This is a genomic window from Cyanobium sp. NS01, from assembly GCF_014280235.1.
Classification (GTDB): Bacteria; Cyanobacteriota; Cyanobacteriia; order PCC-6307; family Cyanobiaceae; genus NIES-981.
Window position 1 is genome coordinate 1,452,746 of record NZ_CP047940.1, and the last position, 13,302, is coordinate 1,466,047.

The following is a 13,302-nucleotide window of genomic DNA, read 5'->3' on the forward strand; positions in this document are numbered from 1 at the left end:
TGACTGCTGGCAGCAGGTATCTGGTACTTCGCAGGAAACCCTGAGCAATTTCCGTTGAACGCCCATAGCTTGCGTGGGCGCGAAAAAGCAATGGGGAGCTTGACTTGTTCGATGAGGTGGTTGCCCTGGCGATGCCAGGATCAGGCCAGAGGTGCCTGGTGGTGACGTTGGCGAGCGCGGCTTCAAGGTCAAGCCGCTACTGCCTGAGCTTCACCGCCGCCAGCCTGCGGCCAGAGCTCGCCGCCGTGATCGCTGGCATCCACAAGGAGCAGGGCGACTGGAAGCGCACCAAGGCCGCCGTGCTGGAGCGCAATGCCCTGCAGGCGCGATCCGCCAGCACGGCCAAGCGGCTGGAGTCGGAATTGCGGCAGCGGCTTCAGACCCTCACCCCAGCGCAGCTGGAGCTGCTGGCCACGGGGTCGAGCGACGACCGCACGGCCATGGCCTGGCTGGCGGCCCTCAAGCGGATCCAGCTGGCCTTTGATGTGGTGCAGAACGTGCTGGCCGAGAAGCTGGCGGGGATGGATCCGGTGCTACGCCGCTCGGACATGGTGGCGTTCTATGAGATGCAGGAACGCATCCACCCCGAACTGGCCAAGGTGTCGCCCACGTCGGAGCAGAAGATCCGCTCCACCCTCCTGCACATGCTTCGTGACGCGGGATTGCTGGCAGGAAAGGCGGGCAAGGGCAGCAGCCTGGGAACGGTGCAACGCGCGCTGCTCAACCCGGAGGCCCTGCAACGGGTGAGCGAGGACGACCCGCTCTGGCTGAAGGGCTTTCTGGTTGAAGCTCCGAATCGGGCTGGAGCCTCCGGTACCCGCCGCACCGCCAACAGGAGGGCTGCCCCATGACTAAGGGCTCCACTGCTGGCCTGGATCAGCGCCTCCGCCAGATCCTGACGCGCCCGGAGTTCCTGGCGATGCGGGGTGTGGCCAAGGAAGTGCCGATCTTCATCCAGACCTACGACCCTGCCGAGGAGGACCAGCTACGGCTGGTGGTGAAGGGTGTGGACCAGTACCTGCGTCAGCAGGGTCTGCGGGTGAAGCAGGTGGACCTGTTCGAGCTGGTGCTGAACCTGCTCGAGGAGAAGGGCTACCTGGACGTGGTGCTTGAGGAGGAGGCCAGTTGGAGCAAGGGCGATCTGTTCGACACACTCCAGAACGTGGCGGATCCCACCACGGCCCTGGTGCCCCGGCTGATGGCGGAACTGGGGGCCGACTGCCAGATCAGCCTGATCACCGGATCAGGGCGCGTCTACCCATTCCTGCGAACCCACACGATCCTGGAAGCGCTCCAACCGGCGATGGTGCGTCACCCGGTGGTGATCTTCTTCCCCGGCGAGTATTCGCAGGATGCCGATGGGGGCTCCTACCTGCGGCTGTTCGGCACCAGTGCCACCAGCAGGATCGAAAACCCGCATTACCGCGCCACCAACCTCGACTACTACGACATCCAGAGCGCATGACTGCCACCGCTGCTCACCGCACCATCCGCGAGCTCTTTGCCAAGCCCGTCGATCGGCCGATCGAAGGCGTGATCAAGGCCGATGACGAGCGCCACCTGGAGGTGGAGCTGGAGGAATACGTGGTCACCCGGGAGGTGAGCAAGGGGCTGGGCGCCTTCACCGACACCTACCTGCACAACCCCACCGCCAATGGGGTGTGGATTTCGGGGTTCTTCGGATCGGGCAAGTCGCACCTTTTGAAGATGCTCTCGCTGATACTCGATGGCGACAAGCGCATCGGAGCCCAGGGGCTTAGGCCAGCGGAGATCCTGCTGCCGAAGGTCGAGGATGAGATCACCCGCGCCGACCTCAAGAAGGCCGCCGCCATGCCGGCACGCAGCCTGCTGTTCAACATCGACCAGAAGTTCGACGGCATCGGCGGCAACCACGAGGCACCGATCCTCGAGGTGTTCATGAAGGTGCTCAACGAGCTGCAGGGCTACTACGGCAACCAGGGCTATGTGGCCCAGTTCGAGCACGACCTCGACAAGCGTGGGCGGTTTCAGGACTTCAAGGAGACGTACCAGCGCATCAATGGACGGAGCTGGGAGAACGACCGGGATGCCGTGGCGACGGTGACGAAGCGTTCGTTTGCCAAGGCCTACGCCGACCTGTTCGGGGGCAGCGAGGACGATGCCGCCAAGGTGATCAATGACGCCAAGGACAGCTACCGCCTCTCGATCGAGGGCTTTGCCTCCCGCGTGAAGGACTATCTCGAAGGCCAACCCCCCGGCTTCCGGCTCAACTTCTTTGTGGATGAGGCGGGACAGTTCATCGGTCAGGAACGAAGTCGGCTGCTGAATCTGCAGACGGTGGTGGAAAGCCTGGCCACCGCCACCGATGGGCGTGCCTCGGTGTTCATCACCTCCCAGGCCGATCTGGAAGGGATTCTGGGCCAGGTGAAGTTTGAGCAGGCGGATGATCTGAGCAAGATTCAGGGCCGCTTCAAGACCAAGCTCACCCTGGCCAGCGCCGACGTGCAGGAGGTGATCCAGCGCCGGCTGCTGGCCAAAACGCCGGAGGAACCGGAGCAGCTGATCGACATCTACGAGCGAGAAAAAGACAACTTCGCCACCCTGTTCCGCTTCGGCGACAACTCCATTCACCTCAAGGGCTGGAGTGATTGCCAGAGCTTCTGCGGCCTCTATCCCTTCCATCCCTACCAGCTGAGTCTGTTCCAGCAGGCGATCCAGAGCCTGGCCTCCCACAACGTGTTCGAAGGCCGCAACATGGCGGTGGGGGAGCGCTCGATGCTCTCGGTGTTCCAGGAGGTGGCCAAGGCGATCAAGGAACTGCCGGTGGGCAGGCTGGCCAGTTTCGATCAGCTGTATGACGGCATCCGCGATGTGATCCGCGCCGACAAGCAGCAGACGATGGTGCTGGCCCAGAACCAGGTGGGTCCGCTGGAGTTGCGGATCCTCAAGGCCCTGTTCCTGCTCAAGTGGGTGCCCCAGTTCAAGAGCACCCCGCGCAACATCTCGATCCTGCTGATCAGCGAGCTGGATTTCGACATCCGCGCCCACGAGCAGGACGTGAAGGATGCTCTGATCAACCTGGAGGCGCAGTCGTACCTGCAGCGCAGCGGTGAGGTGTATGAGTTCCTCACCGACAAGGAAAAGGATGTGGAGCAGGAGATCAAGCGCACCGAGGTGGCCGACTCCCAGGTGATTGGCAGGCTGCACGGCACCGTGTTCAGTGATGTGCTCCGCACCAGCAAGATCCGCTTCGAGGAGAACGGCAACGACTACCCCTTTGCCCAGAAGATCGACGACGGCCTGATCAAGGGCAAAGAGAACGATGTGGCGGTGAATCTGATCACGCCGGAGCATCAGCACTACGGCCAGGAAGCGGTGCTTCACAGCCGCAACTTCGGTGGCACGGAGCTGATGGCGATCCTGCCGGCCAAGGGCCGCCTCACCGATCTGATCCGCACCTGGCTGAAGACGGATCTCTACATCCGCCAGAACAGCGGCGGCGAGGATGAAACACTGAACGCGATCCTCTCGATCCGCGCCAAGCAGAACAGCGCTCGGCAGCAGGAGATCATCCAGCTTGCAGCCGACTCGCTGCGCAAGGCCACGCTGGTGCTCAACGGCCAGACCCTCTCGATGGGGGAGGGAGAGCCCACAACCCGCTTCAGCAAGGCCTACCAGGAGCTGATCCGCTCGGCCTACCCCAACCTCAAGATGATCCACGGCAGCTTCAGCGAAGCCACCGTGGCCAAGGTGGTGGAGGAGCAGGACGATCTGCTCGACGGGATGGACCTGCAGCTTTCGGAGGCCGAGCAGGAGGTGCTGGTGGAGGTGGAGCGGCAGCAGAAGCTGGGCGAGCAGCTCACCGCCGCTGATCTGGTGAACCGCTTCGAGGCCCGCCCCTACGGTTGGGGCCCCTGGGCCACGCTCACCTTTGTGGCGCGGCTGTACCGGCTCGGGAAGCTGGAGCTGCGGGAAAAGGAACTGCTGAGCAGCACGGGGGTGATCGACGCCCTCACCAACAGCCGCCGGCTGCCTGGGGTGAGGGTGCGCAAACAGGAGCAGTTTGACGCCAGTGCGGTGAATGCCCTCAAGCGTTTCCACCAGGAGCTGTTTGGTGTGCAGAACAGCGGCACCGATGCGCGGACAACGGGCGAGGCGTTCCGCACCGCGATGGCGGCCGAGGCCAGGGACCTGGCTGCCATCGCCAGCAAGGCGGAGACCTATCCCTTCACGGCGGCTGTGGCTCCATGGGTGCAGAAAGCGGAGGAGTTAAGCAAGAAAGACGACGGCTTTCTGCTCAACCAACTCAGCACCTTCAAGAACGAGTGGCTCGATGCCGAGGAAGACCTGCTCACGCCGATCAAGCAGTTCCTGAAGGGCAACCAGAAAACGGTGTACGACCAGGTGAAGGTCTTCGCCACCCGCTACAGCGATGAGTTCCCGGACTTGCCGGTCGAGCTGGTGCAACGGCTCAGCGCCGTGCTGCAGAGCGAGGCGCCCTACAGCGGCGGATTACTCCCCCAGGCCGCGGAGGCGATGACCCAGCTTCAAAACGAGCTGGAGCAACGCCTGCAGCAGCTGCAGGCCGAGGCGGTGGGCCAGATCGAGGAGCAGGAGGCGAAGTTCCGGGCGGATGCGGCGTTCCGGCAGCTGGCGGCAAAGCAACAGGCCCAGGTGCTCGAAACCACCACCAGGGCGAAGGCGGATGTGAAGGCCGCCGCCCAACCCGGCCGGGTGCGCCTGCGCCTGAGTCGCTACCGCCAGGAGGATGTGCCGAAGCAGCTGCAGCGGATCGCGGCCCTGGCGGCACCGGCAGACAGCCCAACCCATTTGGTCACCGTGGTGCCGGCTTCTGGGTTGGCAGTGCAATGCCCCCTGAGCCAGATCACCACCAGCGCGGAGCTGGAGCAGTGGCTCGGCGCGCTGCGCGCGGCGGCTCAGGCCGAGCTGGACCGGGGCCATCGGATCAGCCTGTGATTCGCACCGCCTCGTTTTCTGATCTCTCCTTGCCCTGATCCATGACTGTGAACACCGCCGCCCTGAAAACTTTCGCCCCGGCGATGCGGCGGCAGCTGATGGAAGCAGTGGGCCGCAAGCTGGATCTGCTGCTTCACAGCCAGACGCCCGACATCCTGGCCACCTACGCCAGCCAGATCGCAGAGCTGCGGCAGCGGGAGACAGAGAACCGAGCGGTGCTGCTGGAGCGGGTGGCCTACAGCTGGTTCAACCGGCTGGCGGCGCTGCGCTACCTCGATGCCAAGGGCTGGCATCCGTTTGGCTGCAAGGTGCTGATGCCAGCCACGGAAGGGGAAACCCAGCCGGGGCTGCTTAAGCTGATGCGCTCAGGCAGCCTGCCGCAGGAGCTCAAGGAGCACTGCAACGAAACGCGGCTGAACGGGTTGCTGGATGGCCAGATCCCCACGGCCATCGCGGGCGGTGATCCTCAGGGGGAGGTGTACCGCGAACTGGTGCTGGCGGTCTGCCGCTCGTACCACCAGCTGCTACCGAACCTGTTCGAGGGCCTCGATGACGCCACCGAACTGCTGCTGCCCGACGACCTGCTCACCGACGGCTCGATCGCTGCAGGTTTCCGCAGCCAGATCAGCGACGCTGACTGCGAGGACGTGGAGATCATCGGCTGGCTCTACCAGTTCTACATCTCGGAGAAGAAAGACCAGGTGATCGGCAAGGTGGTGAAGTCGGAAGACATCCCGGCCGCCACGCAGCTGTTCACGCCCAACTGGATCGTGAAGTACATGGTGCAGAACTCGCTGGGGGCGCAGTGGCTGGCCACGTACCCCGATTCAGCGATCAAGGGGCAGATGGAGTACTACATCGAGCCTGCCGAACAGACCGAGGAGGTGCAGGCCCAGTTGGCGGCCATCACGCCGGACTCTCTCAACCCTGAGGAGCTGACCCTGATCGATCCAGCCTGTGGCTCAGGGCACATCCTGGTGGAAGCCTATGACCTGTTCAAGGCTATCTATCTAGAACGTGGCTATCAACAACGGGAGATCCCGCAGTTGATCCTGGAGAAGAATCTGTTTGGGCTTGAGATCTGTCCGCGAGCGGCTCAGCTCACGAGCTTTGCGCTGATGATGAAGGGTCGGGCGGATGACCGCCGGCTGTTTGAGCGCGGTGTGAAGCTCAATGTGATGGCGCTGGTGGATAGCGGGGACTTTGATGCCGTTGGCTTAGCGAATGCGGTGCAGCTGGCGGACTATGGGCTGAAGCTCGCGGACCTTACGGAGCTGAAGCGGCTGTTCGAACAAGCGACGACGTTTGGGTCGCTGATTCAGGTGCCGGAGAGGCTGGCGGAGAAGCTGCCAGCGCTGAAGCGGCTGAGTGAGGCATCCTGCCAGGACATGCTTGTGTTGGAGGCGCTCGAGCGGCTGAGACCTCTAGTGCAGCTGGCCGAGTTGCTGGCGGCGCAATATGACGCGGTGGTGGCGAACCCTCCGTACATGGGAAGCAAGTATCACGTCTCCGCTATCAAGGCCTTTCTTGGAGAGCTGTACCCGGCTGTTAAGTCTGATCTTTTTGCAGCTTTTGTCGCGAGATCTGCCTTGATTGGAAACAGTACATCCCGGATTGGAATAATGAGTCCAAACGTATGGATGTACATCTCGACCCACCAGAAGCTTCGCGATCTAATTGCCAGCAGGATGACATTGGCGAGCCTTGTCGAGCTTCCTCTTTCCGGATTTAAGGGCGCGACTGTTCAGATATGCACATTCACACTTTGGAATTATCGTTCTCATGGTTTCAATGGGAGCTTCGTTCGTCTTGTAGACCTAAAGGGTGGCGACGCTGAAATGGCCGCTTGTACCCAGCAAGCTATATCTCGTCGCGCATGCGGAAGGATTTTTATTTGTAGCGTAGACGACTTTAAGTGTATCCCGGGCTCTCCCGTCGCATATTGGGTAAGCAGTAGACTGCGCTCAGCATTTCAGCTGCCAACAAAGCTTAAGAATGTAGCAAGGCCTAATCAAGCGCTTGTCACTGGCAATACAGAACGCTATATTCGGAGGTGGCAGGAAGTCGACTTGGATAATGTTGGATTTGAGATGAAAAGCCGTCAACAGGCGATAGACAGCGGCAAGACATGGTTCCCATATAACAAAGGGGGGGACTTCAGGAAATGGTATGGGAATAACGAGCACCTTGTAAATTGGAAAAACGATGGTGAGGAGCTTCGTACAACGATGCACCCGACGGGGAAGCGCATCTGGGCCCACAACTTTGTGCTCGACTTTATTTTTAGAAGGGCTATTGTATGGAGTAAGATTACGTCTGCTATTCCATGCTATCGCCTCTCGGACGATGGATTCCTGTATGACGACGCATCTGGAGTGTGTCAAGTAGAAGCAGGCCTCGAATACTTCCTCCAAGGCTTTCTTGCTAGCCAGGTAAGTCTGCTTATGATAGCGCTAATCAATCCAACTCTGAATATTCAGCCTGGCAACCTCGAGGTTCTTCCCTTGACTTTTCCGCCTGAGGATGTCGATCAAGTAGTCAAAGATCTGCTATCCCTATCGCGTGTTGACTGGGATAGCTTTGAGACCTCCTGGGGCTTTCATGAATCTCCACTACTCAAGCACGAGTCGGATTGCTTATCTTTAGAGACTGGGTGGCGTAGTTGGAAGTCCGAGAGTCAGGCTGTCATCGGCCGAATGCGGGAGTTAGAGACAGAGAATAACCGCATCTTCATCAACGCCTATGGTCTGCACGATGAGCTCACCCCGGAAGTGCCCATTGAGCAGATCACCATTAAGGCAAACCCCGCCTACCGCTACGGCGGCAAGCTCAGCGAAGAGGAGCAGTGGTCCCGGTTCCGCGCCGACACCATGGAGGAGCTGCTCTCCTATGCCGTGGGCTGCATGATGGGTCGCTACAGCCTGGACAAGCCTGGCCTGATTCTGGCCGATTCCCGCAGTAGCCAAGACGAGCATCTGGCTGCCTATCAGGAGAAGATGGGCAAGCCTATGGCATATCTGCGCTTCAGGCCTGATGACGACGCCATCCTCCCCGTGCTCGATGGCGAGTGGTTTCAAGACGACATCGTAGCCCGCAGCCGGGAATTCCTGCGGGTCGCCTTTCCGGGAAGCAACATCATCGACAACCTGCGCTTCCTGGAAGAGGCGATCGGCAAGGACCTTCGGAAGTACTTCTGCACTGACTTCTACAAATCCCACCTGCAGACCTATAAGAACCGGCCGATCTACTGGATGGTGCAGAGCCCTAAGAGGGGCTTCGCCTGCCTGATTTACCTGCACCGCTACACCAAGGACACCCTGCTCCTGGTGCTCAACAACTACTTCCGCCCCTACCTGCAGAAGCTGGAAGCCCGCCTCGCCCAGCTCGACTTGGATCAAGCCAACGACGACCTCCCCACTCGTGAGCGCACCGCTGCCCGTAAAGAGGCCGAGAAGATCACCAAGGTGCTGCGCGAATGCCAGGAGTGGGAGCAGGATGCCCTGTTGCCCCTGGCCCAGCAGCGCATCGAGCTGGATCTCGATGATGGCGTGAAGGTGAACTACCTGAAGCTGCAGGACGTGCTGGCCAAGATCCCCGGCATTAAGGCGAAGGAGGAGTGATCAAGAAAGCCATGACCACCTCACCCACCCGAATCCGAATCCAGGACAGCCTTGACGCTGCTCTCGCGCGCAAGCGGGTGGTGCTCTGGTACGACCCCACCGGCGAGTGGGCGGAGGACTTCGACAGCTACCAACCCAAAGCCGCCGAGAAGCGGCGCGTGGTTGGCAATGAGTTCACCATCAAGGTGGCCATCAGCCGTGCTCCCCTGCACCACCGCTTTCTGCTCTACATCCCCTCTGAGAAGCCCCCAGAACCCGACAACTGGCTGCTCGATCTGCTTCTGGCGGGCCATGAATTCAAGGCCGACCGCGCCTCTCTCGACATCCAGGAGGCCGGCCTGACGCTGGAGTTCAAGGCGTTGGCCCAGCAGCACGAGGCCTTCTTCCGCTCCCCCTTCCACACCCAGCACCTCAAGGATCTGCTGCGCCCCAACGAGGACGAGAACGCCGTACGTCTCAAGATGCTGGCCGTGTTGGCCAAGCAGCCGCCGGACATCGACAAGTTGCTGCTCCGTGCCTTCAGCCAACTGGATCCCACCGATGCCGAGGCCGACGATCCGGTGGAGGCGACCTACGGCAGCGCGCAACTCAGCGGGCACTTCTGGAAAACCGTGGCCAGCAAATTCGGCTATCGCAGCCCGGCTCCCAGCCTGCGCGACTTCGCCGTGGCGTTGTTCCGGAGCGCCAGTCCGATCGGCCCCCAGGGTGATCTGCAGCCCCACAGCCGGGTGTTCCTCAGCTTCTGGAAAGACAGCCTCACCAACCGGCCGGCTTTTGTGGCCTGGTCGGAAGCCATGGCCCAGCTCCTGGCCATCGAGCCGCAGCTCAACGACGCGCCTCCAGAGTTCGACCCCGGAGAAGAAGACAGCTTCGAGCTGATCGAACGCTTCGTGCTGCATCGGCTCGTGCAGGGGTTTGCCGCCGGTGATCCCGAGGAGCAGCTGCTGCAGACCATCCGCAACCGCCGCCACTCCACCTGGTACGAGAAACACCAGCACGGCTATCAAGCGATCGAGCAGGCCATCAGCCTGCGCAGCCTCCTGCAGAAGGCCGCGCTGCAGGTGGAGAGCTTCGAGGCGGGCTTGCAGCATTACACCAACAGCTGGTGGCGCATCGATGCGGCCTACCGCCGCTGCACCTTTCACGCCCGCGCCTATCAGCAGCCCGGCCTGCTCCAGCAGCTCCGCCACTGGGTGGAGAGCCACTACGTGAACAACTTCCTGCTTCCCCTCACCAACCACTGGAGTGATCACGTGGCCGGCCTCACCCAGTGGCGTTCCGACGCCCTACCCCGGCAGAAGGAGTTCCACATGCGCTATGTGCATGCACCCCTGAGTTCCAGGGGCCTGAAGCGGCTGTTTGTGGTGATCTCCGATGCCCTCCGTTACGAGGCCGCCCGCGATTTCGCCGAGCGCCTGCAAAACCAGCCCGGCAAGGGCTGGCAGGTGGAGATGCAGGCACTGCTGGGTTCACTGCCCTCCTACACCCAGCTGGGCATGGCCTCTCTGTTGCCCGGCGCCCAGGTGAGCCTCAACCCCGCCGACGGCTCGGCCATGGTGGATGGTGTGAGCGCCACCGGCACCGACAACCGCGACAAGATCCTCAAGGCCTACGCCGATGGTCGCGCCAAGGCTCTGCTGGCCGAAGACTTCCTCAATCTCCCCACCAAGACCGCTGGACGGGAGCTCACCCGTGACCACGACCTGATCGTGATCTACCACAACCGCATCGATCAGGTGGGCGACAAGCTGGCCACCGAAGTCCAGACGTTCCAGGCGGTGGAGCAGGCGTTTGAGGACCTGGAGCAGATCCTGCGCAAGATCGGCAGCCTCAAGGGAAGCCAGGCGCTGATCACCGCCGACCATGGCTTTCTGTTCCAGCAGAAACCTCTGGATGCCAACGACAAGGCCGTGTTCCCCCCAGCGGATCAGCTGCCCACCAAGAGCCGGCGATTCGCGCTCGGCGATGGCATCGAGCCGAGGCCCGGCCAGAAGATCTTCGCGGCCCAGGCCCTCGGGTTCACCGGCAGCTGGAGTGCCGTCTTCCCTCTGGGCCTCGATCGCTTCCCGATCAAGGGCTCGGGGGCCCGCTTCGTGCATGGCGGCACCTCCCTGCAGGAGGTGGTGGTGCCGGTGATCAAGCTCAGACGCGAGACCAAGGAGGAGAGCCGCCTGGTGGAGGTGGACGTGCTGCGGCTGCCCGCCAAGATCACCACCACGCGCCTGAAGGTGTCTCTGTTCCAGCGCGACCCCGTGGAGGCCAAGAACGTACTGCCCCTGCAGCTGCGCATCGGCCTCTATGCCAAGGCCGATGACGCCCCCCTCTGCGCCCCCCGTACCTTGCTGTTTGATTCGGCCGCCTCCGATCCCCGCGAGCGGGAGCAACAGCTCACGCTGGAGCTCTCCAATGCCGCCGATGCCTACAACAACCAGCCGGTGGAGCTGCGTCTGGAGCGGGTGGTGGAGGGTGTCGCCACCCCCGTTCCCTACAAGACTGAGGAGCTGAAGCTGCAGCGGCCCTTCGGCAGCGATTTCGAAGACTTCTGAAGCCAGCCATGACCACAACCTCCAACACGGCCACCAACAGCGCAGTTCAGGCTCACAGCCCCCTGGATCAGAAGATCCTCGAGCACTTCCCCGGCCTGGTGGTCCGCAAGGACCTCACCACCGAACTCAAGCAGAACGCGGTGGTGCCCACCTACGTGCTGGAGTACCTGCTCGGGCAGCACTGCGCCACCGACGATCCCACCCTGATCGCCGAAGGCCTGGAATCGGTGCGGCGCATCCTCGCCAAGCACTACGTGCACCGCAACCAGGCGGAGCTGGTGAAATCGACCATCAAGGAGCGGGGCACCCACAAGGTGATCGACAAGCTCACCGTGGAGCTCAATGACAAAGGCGGCTTCTACGAGGTGGAGTTCACCAACCTCGGGCTCAAAAAAGTCCCCATCGATGTGGACTTCATCAAGCGCTACCCCAAGCTGCTGGTGGGCGGCATCTGGGCGATCACCGATGTGGAGTACGAACTCCCCACCGACCCCAAGGCCAGCCCCTGGCAGATCTCAAGCGTCAAACCCATCCAGGTGGCTGGCGTCGATCACGACGAATTTCTCGCCGCCCGCGCCAAGTTCAGCACCGATGAGTGGATGGACGTTCTCATGCAGAGCGTGGGCTTCAACCCGGAGTTCTTCAGCCGCCGGGCCAAGCTGCTCACCTTGATCCGGCTGATCCCTTACTGCGAGCGCAACTACAACCTGCTGGAGCTCGGCCCCAAGGGAACCGGCAAATCCCACATCTTCGCTGAGTTCTCCCCCCACGGCATGCTGATCTCAGGCTCGGAGGTCACCGCGCCCAAGCTGTTCGTGAGCAATGCCAGCGGCAAGATCGGCCTGGTCGGCTACTGGGACTGCATCTGCTTCGACGAGTTCGCCGGCAAGGACAAGCGTGTCGACAAGACGCTGGTCGACATCATGAAGAACTACATGGCCAACCGCACTTTCTCGCGCGGCATCGAGCAGCTCAGCGCCGAAGCCTCGATGGTGTTCATGGGCAACACCCAGAAGTCGGTGGCCACCATGCTCAAGCATTCGCACTTCTTTGAGCCGCTGCCGGATAAGTACATCGATTCGGCCTTCATCGACCGCCTCCATGCCTTCAACCCCGGCTGGGAGGTGGCACCGGTGCGTCACGAGTTGTTCTGTACCGGCTACGGCTTCGTGGTCGACTACATCGCTGAGGTGCTCAAGCACCTGCGCACTGAGGACTACACCGGCCTGTACAAGCCGTTCTTTGAGATCAGCTCCGAGGTGTCGACCCGTGATCAGACGGGCTTTGAGAAGACCTTCTCTGGCCTGATGAAGATCATTCATCCCAATGGCAAGGCCAGTCAGGAGGAGATCGCTGAGCTGCTGGAGTTTGCGATGGAATGCCGCCGGCGGGTGCGGGAGCAGATCCTGCGAATCGATTCCACCTTCAAGGCCAACGACTTCATCTACCGAGACCTGGAAACCGGCAAGGCGGTGACGGTGCTCACGCCGGAAGAGAAGCAGTACCCCGCCTTTGCAGGACTTCGGCCTCTTTCCACCGAAGGAAATGAGAAGGCAGAGCCAGTTCCTGGCGAGGGAGGTCAGCCTGTTGCGTCAACAAACACATCCCCAGTCGCCTCTGACGGTGCACCCCTTCCGGCATCAACAGTCAAGGACAAAGTGGCCCCACAGCCACCTGAGCCTTCAGCTCTCAAGGAGCATCATCTGGTAGTGCCTGAAAACTCCAAGGGTTGGAGCTACCGGCGCTTGTTCGGCGACCACCTCAGTGGTGCCACCGGGATCATCATTCGGGATCCCTACATCCGGGCCTTCCACCAGATCCGCAACCTCGTGGAGTTCTTGCGCATGGTCAATGAGATCACCCCCGTGGGCGATGAGGTGACAGTGCATCTGATCACCGGTTCCGATCACGAGACGATGGAGAGGCAAGTAGAAATTCTGGGCAAAGTCCAGGATTCCTTCGCGGGAACCAGCACTCCCTTTTCCTGGGAGATCGACGCCAGCCCCAACTTCCATGCCCGTAGCCTCACCACCAATACGGGCTGGAAAATTACCCTTGACCGTGGATTGGATCTCTTCCAGAGGTTCGAGTCTTCTCCCTTCAACGCGGCAGCCGCCGTGCAGGAAGCACGATTGACCAAGGGATGTGAGATCAGCTACATCGCCGCGAAGCCATGACGG

At 61.6% G+C, this 13,302-nt stretch carries 6 protein-coding genes; all 6 read left to right on the forward strand.

From position 1 onward, the window contains the following. Positions 1-161 precede the first annotated feature (161 nt). The 6 genes from CyaNS01_RS07585 to brxL are packed head-to-tail and all read left to right on the forward strand — an operon-like array spanning position 162 to position 13,299. Entirely contained in the window at positions 162-851 is a 690-nt protein-coding gene (locus tag CyaNS01_RS07585) for a BrxA family protein (protein WP_186696559.1), read from the forward strand. After that, positions 848-1,465: a DUF1788 domain-containing protein gene (locus tag CyaNS01_RS07590; protein ID WP_186696560.1), complete on the forward strand. Its 618-nt coding sequence runs from the start codon at positions 848-850 to the stop codon at positions 1,463-1,465. The genes CyaNS01_RS07585 and CyaNS01_RS07590 overlap by 4 nt, the downstream gene beginning before the upstream one ends. Further along, entirely contained in the window at positions 1,462-4,956 is a 3,495-nt protein-coding gene (gene brxC / locus CyaNS01_RS07595; RefSeq protein WP_186696561.1) for a BREX system P-loop protein BrxC, read from the forward strand. The genes CyaNS01_RS07590 and brxC overlap by 4 nt, the downstream gene beginning before the upstream one ends. Positions 4,957-4,997: 41 nt before the next feature. Beyond that, the gene (pglX, locus tag CyaNS01_RS07600; protein ID WP_186696562.1) at positions 4,998-8,576 is read left to right on the forward strand and encodes a BREX-1 system adenine-specific DNA-methyltransferase PglX; all 3,579 of its coding nucleotides are present in this window, start codon (positions 4,998-5,000) and stop codon (positions 8,574-8,576) included. Between the two features lie 11 nt (positions 8,577-8,587). Continuing rightward, the gene (gene pglZ, locus CyaNS01_RS07605; protein ID WP_186696563.1) at positions 8,588-11,122 is read left to right on the forward strand and encodes a BREX-1 system phosphatase PglZ type A; all 2,535 of its coding nucleotides are present in this window, start codon (positions 8,588-8,590) and stop codon (positions 11,120-11,122) included. A gap of 8 nt (positions 11,123-11,130) precedes the next feature. Further along, the gene (brxL, locus tag CyaNS01_RS07610) at positions 11,131-13,299 is read left to right on the forward strand and encodes a BREX system Lon protease-like protein BrxL (RefSeq protein WP_186696564.1); all 2,169 of its coding nucleotides are present in this window, start codon (positions 11,131-11,133) and stop codon (positions 13,297-13,299) included. Positions 13,300-13,302 lie beyond the last annotated feature (3 nt).

Excerpts from the sequence above, each read along its gene's own strand:
- CyaNS01_RS07590 (WP_186696560.1), top strand. The coding sequence starts at position 848 with ATGACTAAGGGCTCCACTGCTGGCCTGGATCAGCGCCTCCGCCAGATC.
- brxC (WP_186696561.1), top strand. The coding sequence starts at position 1,462 with ATGACTGCCACCGCTGCTCACCGCACCATCCGCGAGCTCTTTGCCAAG.
- pglX (WP_186696562.1), top strand. The coding sequence starts at position 4,998 with ATGACTGTGAACACCGCCGCCCTGAAAACTTTCGCCCCGGCGATGCGG.
- pglZ (WP_186696563.1), top strand. The coding sequence starts at position 8,588 with ATGACCACCTCACCCACCCGAATCCGAATCCAGGACAGCCTTGACGCT.
- brxL (WP_186696564.1), top strand. The coding sequence starts at position 11,131 with ATGACCACAACCTCCAACACGGCCACCAACAGCGCAGTTCAGGCTCAC.